This is a genomic window from Arthrobacter sp. DMZ02-1R (assembly GCF_057747935.1).
In genome coordinates, this window is sequence record NZ_CM173230.1 from 952,762 (window position 1) to 969,635 (window position 16,874).

Here is a 16,874-nt window from a genome sequence, read left to right on the forward strand (position 1 = left end):
CGGCTATGTGGGGCGGATCCGGTGCCCGGCCGCCTGCCGCCGACTCCCAGACTCCGGTCAGGAGCCTCCGGTATGGTGAATTGGATGGTTTCAGTCATCACGCCTCCGCGTCCCGCCACTACCCGGAAACCCACCGGGAATCCGGCCCCCGCGAAAGCCAGGCCAGGAGGCGCAGGAGCTCCCCGGGCGAAGAGCGATTCGCAGGGGTCCAGGCCTGATCTCGGGACACTGACCGCGCTGCGTTTCGTTGCGGCGCTGTGGGTGGTGCTCTTCCATCTTCAGGCCATGCGGCAGACTTTCCTGGCCCCCGTCTACGAGCTGCTCGGCCCGGTCATTGCCAATGGCGACCTGGGCGTGGACGTGTTTTTTGTGCTCAGCGGCTTCATTATCAGCTACACCTACCTGGACCGGCTGGGCCCGCGGTTCCGCTGGCGTGCGGCCGCGGACTTTGTGTGGGCCCGGTTCGCCCGGATGTGGCCGGCGTTCGCCCTGGTGGTGGGCGTCCTGGGCCTCTGGTTCGCGTACGGAACCGGGGAGCAATCCGTGGGGACCTGGTCGCTGCAAACCCAGGCCCCGGATATGTCGCCGTGGGGGCTGGCCAAGCAACTGCTGATGGTCCATCTCTGGTTCCAGACGGGTACCGACGGCGCCAGTTGGTTCGGCCCGGGCTGGACGGTCAGCGCCGAATGGCTGGCTTATCTGGCGTTCCCGCTGCTGGCGCTGGTCCTTTTCCGGCTCCGCCGGCTGCATCCGCTGGCAGCGCTTGCCGCTTCAGTGATGGTCCTGCTGCCGACAGCCATTTGGGGCCAGAACCTGCCAATCGACACCGTCGAGCACCAGCCGTATGAGTGGCTGCTCCGGATCGCCTGCTGCTTCCTCTCCGGCGCTTTCGCCTGTATCGCCGCCCGGAATGCGGACCGAATGAACTTCAACCGCGCGCTCGCCGGGCCCGGCGCAGTACTCGCCGGAACCGCCGTCGTTATCTTCCTGGCAGCGGCCGGAAAACCGGGCCCGGGACGGTTGGCCGTGCTGGCCTTCCCGCTGCTGATCGCGCTCCTGAGCCTGACCCAGGGCTGGCTCCGCTCGGCGCTGTCCGCACGCTGGCTGCAGAATGGCGGACGCAGCTCCTACAGCCTGTACCTGGTCCACATGTTCTTTATCTATCTCTACTACTGGGTGAACAGGGACTGGCCGAATGGTGCGGGTCCGGTGGCCACGAACGTGCTCGCGGCGGGCTGCCTGGCCGGAATTGCCCTCGCCACCCATCTGCTGTTCAAGTATGTCGAGGAACCGGCCCGGCTCCGGCTGCGCGCGCTGGTACCGCCGCCGGCACGCTGAGCCTCAGCCGATGGAACCAAGGAACGCTGTCGCGTCCTCCGCCACCCGGTCCGGACACTCCCACAAGACCAGGTGCCCCACACCTGGATAGACCTTCAATACGGCGTCCGGTATTCGGGCCGCCAAGGCTTCCTGATGCCTCCGAGGCAGCACGGAGTCGTGTGCGCCCCACAGGATCAGGGTGGGCGCAAGAATTGTTCCGGCCTCGGTTGGGGGCGTGGCCGTGCACAAACCATCGAGGATGCGCTTCCACGCGTGCGCCGGCATCCTGATCCCGTCGTGTACCCGGTCCTCGATGAACCACGTGGGAACAGCATGCAGCAATGGAAACCAGGACAGGGAAGTCCGTACCCAGTGCTCGTCGATGGGGTCCTCAAGGCGGTCGATGTCCTTGGCGAAAGAAGGCCTGGCCCGAAGGCTCAACGGGGAACCCACCAGCACGAGCGCGGCGACCCGATCCGGGTACTGGATGGCCAACTGCTGGGCCACGTAGCCGCCACTGGAGGAGCCAAGGACGAATGCCCTGGCCACATCGAGGGCACCCAGGATGGCCGCGGCGTCCTCGGCCTGTTCCAGCAGCGAATAGCCATCCGGCGGTTTGTCCGCATCGCCCTGCCCGCGGAGGTCGGGAGCGTAAACCCTGAAGTCGGTCAGCCGGGGTACAAGACGGTCAAAGCTTCGACGGGATTCACCCCATGCGTGCAATAGGACCAGCGGCCTTGCACCGACGTCGCCCTGGACGAGACACGGCACGGTGATTCCCGTGCTGAGCCTGAGATTCAGGACTTCGGAGCCCATAGCCTCAGGGTACGCCTCGGCTCGCGCCCGAAGGCACTGTGGCGACGGCCGCCGTCGGGCACTGTGGCTCGAGCCCGGGTACCTGCGAGGCTACGGCGAGAGACGAGTGGTCATTACTCGTTCCTTCCCGCGCTCGGTTGGGTAGAACTTCTGATGTAAGTAGTTACAGTCGTTCCCAGCTCCTTCCGGTCAGGCGCTCCCGGCCGGGGCAGGGAGGAAGGAGTGCCCGTGACACTGCCCGCAGTCGACAAAAGCGAACAGTCGGCACACGAGCACAGAAGCCCGGCCCGCCCTTTCGCATCGAAATCCGCCGCCGGGCTCGCCGTCGGCCTCGCCCTCGTTGCGTTTTTCGCCGTTGTGCGGGTGCTAGCCCCGCAGTCGTCAGCGTCCTTTGGGCTTCCCGACGCCGCCCGCGACTTTGCCACGCTGTCGATCAGCGTCGTCGTCGAGTCCCTGCCCTTCGTATTCCTCGGGATTGTCCTTTCGATCGCCGTCCAGGTCTGGCTGCCGGACGGCATGCTGCTCCGTCGCCTGCCACGGAGCCCGCTATTGAGACGCTTGGTCCTCTCACTCCTGGGAATGCTGCTGCCGGTCTGCGAGTGCGGGAATGTTCCGCTGGCCCGGGGATTGGTGGTCAAGGGCCTCACGGTTGCGGAGTCCATGACCTTCCTGTTCGCTGCCCCCATCCTGAACCCCGTCACCATCGTCACCACTGCGCAGGCATTTGGCTGGGACAACGGCATCCTGGTCTCCCGCGTTCTTGGCGGTTTCCTCATCGCAAACCTTGTCGGTTGGATTTACAGCCGGCATCCGCGCCCCCAGGACCTGCTGACCACCCGTTTCCAGGAGACATGTACCCTGGCAGACCACGGCGGCTCTGCCGGAAGGATCAGGCGCAGCGTACAGATGTTCTCGCAGGAGACACGCGCCATGATGCCGGCCTTGTTTGTCGGCGCAGGCATGGCGGGGCTGATTCAAGTTGCTGTTTCCCGTGAAGTGTTGGTCACTCTGGGCGGCAACCCGGTTTGGTCTGTCCTGGCGTTGATGCTGCTGGCCTTCGTGGTCGCGATCTGCTCAAACGTGGATGCTTTCTTTATCCTCTCGTTCGGCGCAACCTTCATGCCGGGAGGAATTGTCGCTTTCCTCGTTTTCGGGCCGATGATCGACGTGAAAATGCTTGCCCTGATGCGCACCACGTTCACGGCGAAGACCCTTCTACAGCTCAGCCTGCTGGTAGCGCTTTGCGCGGCCGTACTCGGATTGGCGGTCAACTATGGTCTTTAGGCGGCTGGTGGGCCGCTGGCAGGGTGTGGTTCTCAGCCTGATCGGCCTCATCGCCACGATCTGGCTGGGGCTGACCGGCCAGCTCGCCTTGTACATCCATCCGCGCTACATCGTGTTCACGATCATCATGGCCGTGATCGCCGCCGTATTTGCCCTGGCGGCATTCGCCCTGGCTCCAGTCGCCCAGGACGAGCACGAGCACGCCGACGACGGCCGCTCCCGATGGGGCTGGCTGTGGCCGATCGGAAGCATCCTGGCCATCGTCGCCGCCGTCGTCGGCCTGCTGGTCCTGCCACCAGCGACTCTCACCTCGGCAACGGTCGCCCAACGGGACCTCAACGGCTCAGCGTCTACCCTCACCCTGAAAGCACCCGCCCTGCCCAGCAAGGGCGACTACTCTGCCTTCACCGTCCGGGACTGGGCATCCCTCCTTCGCTCAGGCGCAGGGCAGGACTTCTTTGCCGACAAGACTGCCACGGTGACCGGGTTCATCACCCCGGACAAGACTGATCCCAATGTTTTCTTCGTGGCCCGCTTTGTAGTCACCTGTTGTGCCGTCGATGCCCAGCCGATTGGCATTCCGGTCTATCATCCCGGTTGGCAGAAAGAGTACAAGACCGACAGTTGGGTCACGATCTCCAGCGGTTTTCGAGCCAACCCCAACCCGGCCAGTCGCGAGGCAATCGTGCTGATACCGGATTCCATCACCCCCACCACCCAGCCGGCGCAACCCTATGTCTACTAAGCGCAGCCCTGCGTCTGCCAAGCGGCCAGCAGCCGCTGCTGCCGCAGCTGCGCTCATGGCCGGACGCCGTTTTGCCCTGCTGCTCTATGGCACCATCACGGTCCTCACCCTTCTTGCCGGCGGGCTGACGGCGGCGAATCTGGCGAAGCTGCCGCATCCCAACCCGAGGCCGGCGCTGGAACGCTCCTCCGCTCCTGCAGAATTAACCGTGTACACCCTGCAACGGGACACCGGCAGGGACAACGCCGGGGTGAAGAAGCCGGACACCATCCGCGGCACAAATCTCACCGGCAATGATGAGGGCATTGCCATTGTCAGTGCTCCCCGCATTCAGGAGTATGCCGCTCTTCCCTCCGCCCTCGCCGTCGTCACGCTCAATGATGACAACACCAGCTCACTGGAGATCGCCTCCCTCGCCGGCGGCCCGTCAACGCTGGTTCCGTTGCCAAGCCTGGGGACGGTGGGGAACCTTCGTGCGGCGGGATCCAATCACCTCATAGGATTCACGTTCACCAGTTCGTCCGCCACCGGTCAGTACTGGAAGACACTCTTCGTGTACGACATCAATGATCCATCCACGGGCCCGCGGGCCGTCCAAGGGATCCACGGCTCGGTCTCGGCCACGGACTGGCGTTTTGTCCCGGGCACGGCCACCTTGGTGGCGCAGACCGACGATCGCTCCATGTTCCTCATCGACGCGCTGAGCACAGGCAAGGTGTCGCCCCTGGGAACGCATGCCGGGATCCTCGGTTTCGTGCCCGTCACGAACGAGCTCGCTGTAGCCGACCCAGGGCTCACGGCGGGCATAGACCCGCCACGGTATTCGACCATCAACCTCTCCACCGGGACACTCGCACCGCTGACCCTGTCGGGCGGCATTCCGCCCGAAACCGTTCAGAGCGGCACTACCGCTTTGGGCCAGCCCGTGCTCCTTGCCGGTTCTGGCCAATACGCACAAGTGGTGAGTAACTACGACACCGGAAAGGAATCTTCTGTCGTCACCCTCACCGACAAGAACAGCTCGCGTCAGCTCTACCAGCCTGCCGCGGCATGGTCACGCATCCTGGACGTCTGCGTCTCTCCGGCCCGCGACTACCTCGCCATCGAAACGGCACCCCCGCAATACGCGGGAGACCAATACCCCGTTCTCCCAGCACCTTCCCCCATGCGGACAGACCTCGTGGATCTGAAGACCGGCAGCGTCCTGAAAAGCGTTCCCGGATTCCTCCCCAGCTGGTGCGGTTGAACAGGCCGCGAACGCGCCCTCTAGATCCGACGACCTTTGGCTGGCGGTCGCCTTGAATTCCGCGAAAATACGGGGATCCAGGACAACGACACCGGCCAAAAGTGGTCAACTGTTGGGCCCAAGGCGACGGCCGCCGTCGGGCGCTTAAGGTGCCAGCCGCCGTCGGGCGCTCCGTCCGAAGAGCCACGTGGCAGCGACCGTTGCCAGATAACCGGTGATGACGATCAGTGCGGCCCCGGCCCAGAAGTAGTTGGTGGTGCTGCTTTCCTGGCCGAAACCAGGGGCGATCTTGATCAGCGAGTACACGGCAACAGCCGCCGCCGCGACGCCCGCCAGCGCCGACAACAACAGCCACAAACGCGAGGAGGCCCAATGGTCGCCGCGATCGTCCTGGACGTTCCAGCGGTTTCCGGTGCGCAGAATGAGCCAGCCAGCCGGGAGCATGACCGCTCCCACCAGAAGGAACGCCGCTACGACGTCGGCGGGCCGGTGCCACTGGTTGATCAGCGTGGACACCCCGGCCGCCACGGCAAAAGTGCCGCCCAGGAACCCGGCCACGGGCCGCCAACGCGGCGACACCACCAGGAACACCGCGGCTGCCGCGGAGGCCGCCAGGGTCGTGTGGCCGGACGGCAGCGAATTCAGCTCGATGGTCTCGACACCTCGGAACGGCCTGTCCGGGAACCAATCCTTCAGGATCTGCGTGGCCAGGTTCGCCGCCACACAAGCGGCCAGGGCAATGCCCGCAGCCTTCCAGCGCCGGCGCGCTATGGTGACGAAAAGGACGACGACGGCGGCGATCGCCACCGAAATGACCGGCAACCAATCGAGGAACTTGGTGGTTGCCCGCTCGGCCGGGCCGTTGAGGGTCACGGCTTCCACCAGGGCGGATTCGTCGATGTACTGGCCCGTTGTGGTGCGCACGAAGAAATAGTAGGTGGCCACGAAGCCGGCCATGCATGCCAAGGTTGCCAGCACAAAAAGGAAGCCCGTTCCGGCGCCCGCCCAGCGCTTGTTCGCGGACCTCTGTGTGGCCGTCAACCGGCCTGTGCTAGGAAAACTCATCCCCTTCAGGGTGCCATATCTAGCTGGGAGGATCACGTCTGCTCGGCGAGAAGCTCCTCATAGAGCTCCAGGTGTTCGGCAACCATCCTTTCGGCGCCGAAATAGGTTTCCGCGGCCCGGCGGCATTCGCCGCGGTCCAGCGCGGCGGCGGCAACGAGGGCGGACGCGAGCTCCGGGGGACCGGAACCCAGGTAGCCCGTGACGCCTTCACAAACGATCTCCGGCGCGGATCCTCGGAATGTTGCCACTACTGGCGTGCCGGTAGCGAGGGCCTCGATCATGGCCATCCCGAACGGTTCATCCCACTGAATCGGATTCAGCAAAGCCACGGAGCCGCCCAGGAGGACGAACTTGTCAGCGGCGTTCAGCTCGCCGAGGTATTCGACGTCGGGCCCCAGCAATGGTGCAATCACCGCGGAGTAGTACTCATTCTCCTCCGCGCTGTACATTTTGGCCGCAATTCGGAGCGGAATCTGGGCCAGCTTGGCGGCCTCTATTGCTTCCGGCAAGCCCTTGCCGGGATGCATCCGGCCAAGGAAGCTGGCGTAGCCACCGTCGCCGGTTCCGAGCGGTACGGATTGCGTGTCGATGCCGTGGTGAATGACCCTCCGTATCTTGATTCCGGGGGCAGTATCTGCCTGATGATGCGAGATCGCAATGATCGCGGTGTCGGTTGCCATTGCTTGGTAGATGTCATGGTTTTCGGCTGAAAAGGGCAGATGGGCCGTTGCGACGAAGGGAATTCCGCCTGGCCGATGCCTATAGAGCGGCCCGGCCAGCGTGTTGTCGTGGATGATGTCCACATCCTCCATGGCCGCGAAGGCATACACGCTGTGGCGAAGTTCGTCGGTGCCGTTCCCTATCCGGGATCCGTCCGCGAGCGGAGGACCGGGGACCTTGGCCACTGGACATGTGCTTCCGGACGCCGCGGCCAGGAGCACATCATGGCCGGCTGCGGACAGGCCACGCGCCAGGATATCGATGATCGACTCGGTGCCGCCGTAGGCGGGTGGTGGAACGGGGATCCAGGGCGGGGCAACCAACCCGATGCGCATCTACTTCCCCCGCCGCGGTCCAGCGGTGGCATGGTGGACATCCAACAGGTCGGAAAGCGGTTTGCGGGCCTCGAGGTGCAGCGCGATATTCTCAGGCAGGTCCATGACCCGTGTTTTTCCGTTGACCACCTCCACGGAAATCCGGGATCCGGCCAGCGGAATGTTCCGCATCTTGATGTCCCCGAAGCCTTCGGGGAGCACAGGCGCCAGCCAGAGGCCTCCGTGTGTGAGGCAAGGATCGAAGCGGAGCAGCACGCGGAGCAGGTGAACCGGCGTGGCGGCCGCCCAAGCCTGCGGTGAACATGACGAAGGATACGGAACGGGCATCCCGTAGGTTTTCCTGTCCAAGCCGCAGAACAATTCCGGCAGCCGCCCGCCAAAGGCCTCCGCCGCATCCAAGAGGCCCGTGATGATCCGCTGGGACTCCTCCACAAAGCCATACCGCATCAGGCCGCCGGCAATGAGGGCATTGTCGTGCGGCCACACCGAGCCGTTGTGGTAGCTCGCAGGATTGTATGCTGCCATGTCTGAGGCGAGCGTCCGGACACCCCACCCGGTGAACATGGTGTCCGACATCAGCCGTTCCGCGACCAAGGGAGCCTTGTCGTCGTCGACGATTCCGCTCCAGAGGCAGTGGCCCATATTTGACGCGCACGCATCTACTGGCTGCTTGTCGCGGTCCAGGGCGATCGCAAAATAGCCGCGTTCAGGGAGCCAGAACTGCTCATTGAACTTGCGCTTGAGCTCGGCCGCCCGCGCACCCCACACCGCCGCAAGCTTTGTATCGCCGTCCGCTTGGGCCATGAGTGCCCTGCTGAGATAGGCCGTGTACACATAGCCCTGGACTTCGCATAGCGCGGTTGGAGGCATGGCCAAAGTGCCGTCGGCGAAGTTGATACCGTCCCCGGAATCCTTCCAGCCTTGGTTGAAGAGGCCTTGGTCCGTGGCCCGCGAGTACTCCACGAAGCCATCCCCGTCGGCGTCTCCGTAGTCGCGGATCCAATCCAAGGCCCTGTCCACCGCGGGCAGGAGGGATTCCGTGACCTCGGAGCGGAATCCCCAGCGGGTGAGCTCCCCGGCTAGTGTGACGAACAACGGAGTGGCATCCACCGACCCGTAGTAGGCGCTCCCGCCTCCGAGGGCCAGGCCCGTGCTGGCGCCCAGGCGGACCTCATGCAGGATCCGGCCGGGTTCCTCTTCGCTGAGCGGGTTGACGGTGCGGCCCTGGTGGTCGGCGAGCGTTTGGAGGGTTGCCAGGGCCAGCGAGGGGTCGAGGGGAAGGGTCATGAAAGAAGTCAGGAGCGAATCCCGGCCGAAGAGGGCCATGAACCAAGGCGATCCTGCCGCCACCACCGTGCGTCCAGGATGGTCTGGGTCGAAGATCCGCAACGAGCCGAGGTCTGCCCTGCTTTGATCCAACGCTTTTTCGAAGACGTGATTGGCTACTTCCGTTTGAGGAACCTTGCCGTGCCACTCCTGCAATCTCTCTTCCGGCACATCGTATGGACGCTGGCTGCCCCAAACAGAGGCGTCGGCATCCGGTCCTACCGCGTCAATGCTTGGCGTGGCAGTCACACTGGTGGACCAATGGCCTTGGGGTCCGATGGCCACGTCATAGCTGAGGACATCGCCGTCAACCAGGGCATTCGGGGCGTCGACAGTGACCAGCACATGCCGACCCTGACGCTGGGACTCAAGGACCAACGCCCCATTGCCGCCCTGCGCCAAATGCACACTCTCGTGCCGTGCCCGCCCTTCTTTGACTTCGAAGATGTCGGCAAAATCAGCATTCACCGTCAGCGAAACAGTGCATCGAGTGGCTTTGTTGGAAAAGTTCCTGACCGTGATTTCCTCGCGCACTCCGCCGAACAGGCTCCGTCGGCGTTCGATCAGCAGGTGGCTGTCTGCCAGGCCGTCGGTGCGCGCCGCCCGGCCGATGAAATCAGCACGATACGGCTCCGGGACCGGGGAGCCCAGGGCCTCGATGGCGTGACCGTTCACCGCCAGCACCCAGTTGGAAACAAACCGCGTGTCCCGGAAAAACATTCCGTGGGGGCGTAGTTGGTCCATATCGCCGTTGGCTGCGGACACACAAAAGGATGTTCCCGCCAACAGCGTCACGGCGCCGGCGCCCGCCGAACCTGCAAGGTTTTCGGCATTCCAACCTGTCATCGATGAGCTCCAAGGTAGGGAAGAGAAGGGAAGGAAGAGGAGGTGTGGTGATGGGGGTGGGGACCGAGATGGGGCCAGTGAAGCGAAGGGGACTGGTTCTGGGATCGGAAACAGGAGATGGGGATCGGGAAACTGGGCAGCTTGCATCAGCGTATTCTGCGCGTCTCCGGAAGTGAACCCTCCTGCACGTCTGGCGGCCTTTTGGTGGACCCTCCTGCAGGTATGGCGGGTTTTCCACCGATCCTCCTGCACGTTTGGCGGGTTTTCCACTGACGCTCCTTCAGGTCTAACCCCTTGTTGCCGCGGATTGGCCGCGATATGTGCAGGAGGGTTGGGGTTTGGGGCGCGATATGTGCAGGAGGGTTGGGGTTTGGGGCGCGATATGTGCAGGAGGGTTTGTCGGGCGGCGGGTGATTTCTGCAGGAGGGTTTGGGGGTGGGGCTCAATATCTGCAGGAGCGTTGGGGAACCGTGAGGCGTAACACGGATGTGACCCTTGACACGTGTTAGGTGATGGATTTACGCTACCTAACACGTGTTAGGAGGGAGAGTGACATGGCCGGAAGCAATGGGAAGCTGCGTGTGATCTTACGCAGGACAGCCCTTGGTGCCTTGGGTGCGGGAACTGTTGGAGCAACCGTTGCGTCGTGGCCACGGTTGACCGGCATGGACCTCCCGGGCCGCGGGGACAACTGCCTCAGCGTCGCCATCATCGGAACTGCTGCGGACACAGCCGCCTGTCAGCGGGTCATCGATGCGTTCGCGAGGGTGCATCTGGCCGGATATGCGTTCCGAACCTCAAGTTCCGCGGCCGCGGGGCACTTTCCTCGATCGTGTTGGCCACCATGATGGTGCCCGCGCAGGTGACGATAGTTCCGGTCTTCATGCTGATCCGCGGCATCGGTTTGTCCGACACGCTCCTCGCGCTGATCCTTCCGGCGATCCCGACGGCGTTCGGCACCTTCCTGATGCGCCAGTACTTCCTGGGGCTCCCGGGCGATTTGGGCGAAGCCGCCTCGATCGACGGCGCCTCACCGTGGCGCACGTTCCGCTCGGTGTACGCGCCGCTGGCGATGCCCCGCGTGGCAATCGTGGGCATCCTGGCGTTCAACTACCACTGGAACGAGTTCTTCCGCCCGCTCATCCTGACCATCTCCGCGCAGAACTTCAAGCTCCCGCTGGGCCTGGTGTCGCTTCAGGGCAACCTCGGCACCGGCAGCATCTCGGTGGTGCTGGCGGGCTTGATCCTCTCCATGATTCCTGCCTTGGTGGTGTTCATGTTCGGCCAGCGCGCCCTGCGTGACGGACTCACCGCCGGCACCGGCAAATAGCCCTCCTACTTTCCTGAAAGGCCTTCGATGACGGACCTTGTATCCTCTACTCCTTCCCTTGCCATGGCGGCCACCCACCCGGACCCCGCGTTCCCGCGCTTCCACCCCCGCCCTGCCCAAGGCTGGATCAACGATCCCAACGGCGTCAGCTACATCAACGGCCGGTACCACGTGTTCTTCCAGTTCAACCCGGAATCGGCCCGGCACCACCGGATCCAGTGGGGCCACGTGAGCTCCCCGGACCTGGTGCATTGGGATGAACACCCCGTCGCGCTGCGCCCACAGGACGGCGGGCCGGACGAGTTCGGCTGCTGGACCGGCGTAGTGACGGACGACGACGGCGTCCCCACCGCCGCGTACTCCGGCGTCAGGGCGGATGGGGGTCACTCGCAAGTAGTGATTTCCCGCGGCTCCGCGGACTTGGTGTCCTGGGAGCAAACCGGCCACGTGGCGGCCACCATGCCGTCCGATGGCTTGGTCACGGCCGTTCGCGATCCCTTCCTCTTCCGTTTCAACGGCAAGCGGTACGCCATGCAGGGCGCGGGGCTGGCAAATGGACATGCTGCACTCTTGCTGTACACCGTGGAGGACATATCCGACTGGAAGTACCAAGGGATCTGGCTGACCTCGGAAAACCCGGTGGCCGCCACGCACACGCCGGCCGAAATCTGGGAGTGCCCGCAGCTGGTCTGTGTGCCTTCCGATGGCGTTCCTTCCGGCGGCGTTCCTTCCGGCGGCGCTGACACCTGGGTCATGATGTTCTCCCTGTGGCTCTCCGGTGACAACCACGAGCACGCCAACGGAGTGGGCCACCTCATTGGCTCGCTGGCCGAGGATCCGTCCACTGGACTGCCGGTGTTTGTCCCGCGTTCCGGAGGCAAGTCTGACCTTGGCCGGGATTTTTATGCCCCGCAGATCGTTCAGCTCGATTCCGGGTTCTCGTCGGAGCCGCGCGCCCTGCTGTGGGGATGGGCCAACGAAGGCCCTGGCAGTGATGGGCGCCGTGGCCGTTCGCAAGACGAGATCGACGCCGCAGGCTGGGCGGGGGTGTTAACCCACCCGCGCTTCCTCTCGGTTGAGGACGGTGCATTGGTGGTGGCGCCTGCGCCGGAGGTCGAGGCCTACCGGGGTTCCTTGGCTGCGGGCGGTGCAGCCGGGACCGTTCCCTTGCCGCCGTTTGCCGAAGCAGTTGTGACCGGTGGCGCTAATCACAGCCTTGGCGAGGTTCGGCTGGTGCTTGCCTCCGGAGCGGAGCGGCAAGTGGTGTTCGCCGGGCCGTTGTCCGGAGGCGAGGAGCTCCGCATCTTCGTGGATGCTTCCCTGGTGGAGATATACCGGAAGGGCTCGGTGGCCACGACGCTCCGTGCCTACCCGGCCCTGGGTGAGGAATGGAGCCTTGAGCTTCCCGAAGGTGCTGCGGCGGACGTCTGGGAACTGAAGCTGCCCGAATAGGCGGCAGGCCGACGTCGTGGTTTCCCCGCTTTTGACCACGTTTTGCCGGAGCCGCAGTCCAAGAACCCCGTATTTCTGCGGATTTCGGGACTGCGGCGCGGCCAAAGGTGGGGAGATTCAGCGGGTTGGCACGGGTCCCGTGGACTCACGGACCACCAAACGGCAGGGAACCATGGTCTCCAAACCGACGTTCGCCGCCAAACCGGCCCTGCCGCCTCCCGCCGCAGGCCCCTGGGCCGCATCCTCAATCTGTTCCAGCAACATGCTCATGGCGGCCGCGCCCATTTCCCGCAACGGGAGCGCCATGGTGGTCAGCGGGGGGATCATGGTGGCCGCGATGCGGAACTCGTCGTCGTAACCCATGATCGAAAGGTCGTGGGGGACGGAGAGGCCCAACCGCGAGGCAGCCAAGGCAACCCCGACGGCGAGGCGATCGTTCGCGCACGCAATCGCGGTGGGCCCTTCGGTGGAGGAGAGCAGTCTCATGGCACCGTGGAATCCGTCGTTGATGTCCCATCCGGCCGTGAAGACGCGGTCGGCGCGAACCGGGATGGCGGCCTTGGCCATGGCTTCCCGGTAGCCCTCGATGCGCAGCGGCACAGCCGGGGAGGTTGCGGCACCGGCCAGGAAGGCGATGTCGCGATGGCCCAAACTCAGCAAGTGCTCGGTGGCTTCCCTGCCGCCGGAAACCTCGTCCGGGATGACATGGCGGAGTTGCGGGGTGGGGCTGCTGTCGAAACAGTTGGCAAGGACTGAGGGGACCCGAAGCATGCCCTGGGGCACATCGAGCGGCCTCAAACCGACCGTGACGTACATCAGTCCGTCCACTTGCCGGTCCAGTAGGGTTTCGACGGCGCTCTCGTCCCGGGAGGCATCGCGCTCGGTGTCCATGACGACGGTGACGAAGCCGTGGGCGCGGGCGACATCGTCTGCGCCACCGATGATGTTGCCGTCGAACGGGCTCACCACCACCTCGTCAGACACAATGCCGATCACGCGCGTGCGTTGGTTCCGCAGGCTCAAGGCGATGGAATTGGGGGAGTAGTTGAGCTCGGCCGCGGCCTGCCGGATGCGGTCCTGGCTCTCCTTGGCCACATTGCCGTCGCCGCGCCCGTTGAGCACCAGCGACACCGCACTCCGCGAGACGCCCGCCCGTTTCGCGACGTCGAGTGCTGTGGCCTTGCGCTGCATACGGGCTCCTCCGCCGGGGGTGGTTCGGGCTTCTTGCTGCATTCTACCTAACGCGTGTGAGGGCAGACGGTACCCCAACCCTCCTGCAGTTTTGAGGCCCTTTACGACGATCCTCCTGCAGATATATGCCCTTCCGCCCAAACCCTCCTGCAGATATATGCCCTTCCGCCCAAACCCTCCTGCAGATATACCGGGCGTAGAGTATCCACCATGCCCGCATTCCCCACCCTCGACGAGCTCCTTGCCACCGCCACCGTGGTCAGCCTGCCGATGCGCGTGAAGTTCCGGGGGATCATGGAGCGCGAGACCCTGCTGTTCCGCGGCCCGGCCGGTTGGGGCGAGTTTTGCCCGTTCCCCGAATACGGCGACGCCGAGGCCTCCCGCTGGCTCGCCGCCGCCGTCGAAGCCGCATGGCAAGGATTTCCCCCGCAGCTGAGGGACACCATCCCCGTCAACGCCACGGTCCCCGCTGTGCCTGCCGCCCGGGTGCCCGAGGTCCTGGAGCGCTTCGGCCGCGTGGACGCCGTCAAGGTCAAGGTCGCCGAGCGCGGGCAGGAACTCGCCGACGACGTCGCGCGCGTCACCGCAGTCAGGGACGCGCTGCCGGACGCCGCGATCCGCGTGGACGCGAACGCAGGCTGGGACGTGCCCCAGGCGATCGAGGCACTTGGCCGCCTGTCCGCCGTCGGGCTCGAATACGCCGAGCAGCCCGTGCCGCACATCGAGGGGCTCGCCGAAGTCCGCCGTCGGCTCGCGCAACAAGGGACGCCCGTGCTCATCGCCGCCGATGAATCCGTGCGGAAGGAAGACGATCCCCTCAAGGTGGCCCGGGCCGGTGCGGCGGACTTGATCGTCGTCAAGGTGGCGCCGCTTGGGGGAGTGCGGCGCGCGCTGGACATCGTCGCGCAAGCCGGGCTTCCCGCCGTCGTGAGCTCGGCACTGGACACGTCGGTGGGGATCCGCGCGGGGCTGGCGCTCGCCGCCGCGCTGCCGGAACTGCCGTACGCGTGCGGGCTGGGGACCGTGCGGCTGTTCACCTCGGACATCACGCGGGATCCGTTAGTGCCCGACGACGGCGCCATCCGCGTCCGCGAAGCCGTCGCCGACGACGGGCTGCTGGAGCAGTACGCGGCTGCCGCTGAACGTCGCGACTGGTGGCTGGACCGGCTCCGCCGCGTGCACGCCCTCCTGGCTGAACAGTTCGCTGGAACCTAACCGGAGCGTCCTCTCGCCACCCGACGCTCGCTCACCTTTGAGGGTCTTTCGGGAAACGCTCGCTCACCCTTGCTTTCATAGGTGATCGAGCGTTTGGGATTTTGGCCCCAAAGGTGATCGAGCGTTTGGGATTTTGGCCCCAAAGGTGATCGGGCGTTTGAGGGGAGGGGCCGCTAATAGACTGGTGCGGTGACTTCGCAAGGCTCCCTGAGCTCCCTCGCCGCTGCCCGGATCGCCGTTAAGGCGTTGCTCGACGGCGGTGTGCGGCACGTGGTGGTCTCTCCGGGTTCGCGCTCGGCACCCATGGCCTACGCGCTAGCCGAAGCCGAAGCAGCCGGAAACGTCCGGCTTCTCGTAAGGATCGACGAACGCTCAGCCGGATTCACGGCCCTGGGCCTGGCCCTGTCTACCGGCGCCCCGGCGGCCGTCCTGACCACCTCAGGCACCGCCGTCGGGAATCTCCTCCCCGCGGTCATGGAGGCCAACCACGCTGCGGTTCCCCTCGTAGTCCTTTCGGCCGATCGTCCCGCCGAACTCCTGGGCACCGGCGCCAACCAAACCACCATCCAGCTGGACCTCTTCGGCGAACACGTGCGCTTCGCCGTCGACATTCCCGCGGGCAGCAACCCCCAGCGCGCCGTTGAGACCGCCCTTTACGCGGCAACCGGCGCCCTCGAGGACACCCCTCCAGGCCCGGTGCAGCTCAACCTTGCCTTCCGCGAGCCACTGGTTCCGGAACCAGGCGAGGCCCTGCCAGCCACGCAGGGCCGCGGCGTCTTCCACTACGACTCCGGTCCCCAGCCGCTGAGCATGCCCCCCGCGCCTGCCGAACTGAGCGAACGGCGGACGGTGGTCCTGGCGGGGCACGACGCCGGTCCGGTGGCCGAGGCGTTCGCCCGCGCCCACGGCTTTCCCTTGCTGGCCGAGCCCTCGTCCAACGCGCGCTTCGGCCCCAATGCGATCGGGCCGTATCGCCTGATGCTGGACAACTTCGGACGAAGCTCTGCCCTGCCGATCGAACGGGTGGTGGTCTTCGGACGTCCGACCCTTTCGCGGCCCGTCGCCGCCTTGCTTGCCCGAAATGACCTCCCCGCTGCGATGTACGAGCCCGTTCCCGTGGCTTGGTACGAGCACGGCCTGCGTCGCGAGGAACGCTTTGATTCGCTGACTGAATTGGCGGAGTTCGCAGGCCGGGGCTCGGACGAATGGCTCGACGCTTGGCTCCTCGCCGGGGCCGCAGCCCAACACGCGCTCGACGGCGTTCTCGAAGCCGAGACCGCAGCCAACGGACCCGCCGTGGGAGCCGCCGTTTGGAAGCACGCTCGCGGACAGCTGGTGCTGGGCTCTTCCAACGGCATCCGCGACGTCGACCTCGCCGGACAGCCCGCCTCCGAGCCCCTGGCCACGGTTTTCGCGAACCGCGGCCTCGCCGGCATCGACGGGACCATCTCGACGGCTACGGGAATCGCCCTGGGCGCGGGCCGTGAAACCACCCTCCTCCTGGGCGACGTCACCTTCCTGCACGACGCCGGCGGCCTGCTCCTCGGAGCCGGAGAACCCGGGCCGGACCTGCGCATCGTGGTCCTTAACGACTCCGGCGGAGGCATCTTCGGCCTCCTCGAACACGGCAAGGTGGAGGACGACGGCGGCTACGGCACCGCCGTCGAGCGCCTGTTCGGCACCCCGCACAGCGTGGACATTTCCGCGCTGGCCGCGGCATACGGCGTCGGGCACACTTCCGTGCGTACGACGGCGGAGCTCGCCGCCGTGCTTTCCTCGCCTTTGAAGGGGCGCAGCATCGTCGAAGTACGCACAGACCGTTCCGGCCTGCGCCCGTTGCATGCGCGCATCAAAGCTGCAGTAGGCGCGGCCGTGTCCCAGGTGCTGCTGGGCGCATAGGGGGTCGGGGCTGGCGACGCGCACACTGACTGGCGACGCGCACACTGGCTGGCGACGCGCACACTGGCTGGCGACGCGGAAATG

12 protein-coding genes and 1 pseudogene are annotated in these 16,874 nt (G+C 65.4%); 8 read left to right on the forward strand and 5 right to left on the reverse strand.

Translation table 11 applies throughout. The features are described 5' to 3' along the window. Positions 1–84 precede the first annotated feature (84 nt). Positions 85–1,338: an acyltransferase family protein gene (locus AC3ANQ_RS04495; RefSeq protein ID WP_488304008.1), complete on the forward strand. Its 1,254-nt coding sequence runs from the start codon at positions 85–87 to the stop codon at positions 1,336–1,338. A gap of 3 nt (positions 1,339–1,341) precedes the next feature. Here the strand turns inward: AC3ANQ_RS04495 and AC3ANQ_RS04500 are convergent, their stop codons facing one another. Beyond that, the gene (locus AC3ANQ_RS04500) at positions 1,342–2,136 is read right to left on the reverse strand and encodes an alpha/beta fold hydrolase (RefSeq protein WP_488304009.1); all 795 of its coding nucleotides are present in this window, start codon (positions 2,134–2,136) and stop codon (positions 1,342–1,344) included. A gap of 234 nt (positions 2,137–2,370) precedes the next feature. Between AC3ANQ_RS04500 and AC3ANQ_RS04505 the strand changes: the two genes are divergently transcribed. The 3 genes from AC3ANQ_RS04505 to AC3ANQ_RS04515 are packed head-to-tail and all read left to right on the forward strand — an operon-like array spanning position 2,371 to position 5,411. After that, positions 2,371–3,420, forward strand: coding sequence for a permease (locus AC3ANQ_RS04505; RefSeq protein ID WP_488305259.1), 1,050 nt, complete (start codon positions 2,371–2,373; stop codon positions 3,418–3,420). Continuing rightward, a complete protein-coding gene (locus tag AC3ANQ_RS04510; protein WP_488304010.1) occupies positions 3,410–4,165 on the forward strand; it encodes a TIGR03943 family putative permease subunit in 756 nt (251 codons plus the stop codon). Before AC3ANQ_RS04505 ends, AC3ANQ_RS04510 begins: the two co-directional genes overlap by 11 nt. Then, positions 4,155–5,411, forward strand: coding sequence for a hypothetical protein (locus AC3ANQ_RS04515; RefSeq protein ID WP_488304011.1), 1,257 nt, complete (start codon positions 4,155–4,157; stop codon positions 5,409–5,411). Before AC3ANQ_RS04510 ends, AC3ANQ_RS04515 begins: the two co-directional genes overlap by 11 nt. 144 nt (positions 5,412–5,555) lie before the next feature. Here AC3ANQ_RS04515 and AC3ANQ_RS04520 read toward each other — a convergent pair whose 3' ends face one another. From AC3ANQ_RS04520 to AC3ANQ_RS04530, 3 genes are read right to left on the reverse strand one after another with little or no spacing between them, the layout of a single operon-like run. Then, on the reverse strand, positions 5,556–6,476 hold the full coding sequence (locus AC3ANQ_RS04520; protein WP_488304012.1) for a phosphatase PAP2 family protein: 921 nt from the start codon (positions 6,474–6,476) through the stop codon (positions 5,556–5,558). Positions 6,477–6,508: 32 nt separating this feature from the next. Then, a complete protein-coding gene (locus AC3ANQ_RS04525; protein WP_488304013.1) occupies positions 6,509–7,531 on the reverse strand; it encodes a glycosyltransferase in 1,023 nt (340 codons plus the stop codon). Further along, positions 7,532–9,703 carry an amylo-alpha-1,6-glucosidase gene (locus AC3ANQ_RS04530; protein ID WP_488304014.1) on the reverse strand — a complete coding sequence of 724 codons (2,172 nt, stop codon included), beginning with the start codon at positions 9,701–9,703 and terminating at the stop codon, positions 7,532–7,534. It abuts the gene before it with no gap. Between the two features lie 512 nt (positions 9,704–10,215). Between AC3ANQ_RS04530 and AC3ANQ_RS04535 the strand changes: the two are divergent. Both AC3ANQ_RS04535 and AC3ANQ_RS04540 read left to right on the forward strand, forming a co-directional pair. Then, positions 10,216–11,033 (forward strand): annotated as a pseudogene (locus AC3ANQ_RS04535) (carbohydrate ABC transporter permease). 27 nt (positions 11,034–11,060) lie between these two features. Continuing rightward, positions 11,061–12,485 carry a glycoside hydrolase family 32 protein gene (locus tag AC3ANQ_RS04540; protein ID WP_488304015.1) on the forward strand — a complete coding sequence of 475 codons (1,425 nt, stop codon included), beginning with the start codon at positions 11,061–11,063 and terminating at the stop codon, positions 12,483–12,485. Between the two features lie 117 nt (positions 12,486–12,602). On the opposite strand, the gene AC3ANQ_RS04545 is transcribed toward AC3ANQ_RS04540, so the two are convergent. Further along, entirely contained in the window at positions 12,603–13,676 is a 1,074-nt protein-coding gene (locus AC3ANQ_RS04545; RefSeq protein ID WP_488304016.1) for a LacI family DNA-binding transcriptional regulator, read from the reverse strand. A gap of 210 nt (positions 13,677–13,886) precedes the next feature. Between AC3ANQ_RS04545 and AC3ANQ_RS04550 the strand changes: the two genes are divergently transcribed. Beyond that, positions 13,887–14,891, forward strand: coding sequence for an o-succinylbenzoate synthase (locus AC3ANQ_RS04550; protein WP_488304017.1), 1,005 nt, complete (start codon positions 13,887–13,889; stop codon positions 14,889–14,891). A 189-nt stretch (positions 14,892–15,080) separates the two neighbouring features. After that, entirely contained in the window at positions 15,081–16,790 is a 1,710-nt protein-coding gene (gene menD, locus AC3ANQ_RS04555) for a 2-succinyl-5-enolpyruvyl-6-hydroxy-3-cyclohexene-1-carboxylic-acid synthase (protein WP_488304018.1), read from the forward strand. Positions 16,791–16,874: the final 84 nt, after the last annotated feature.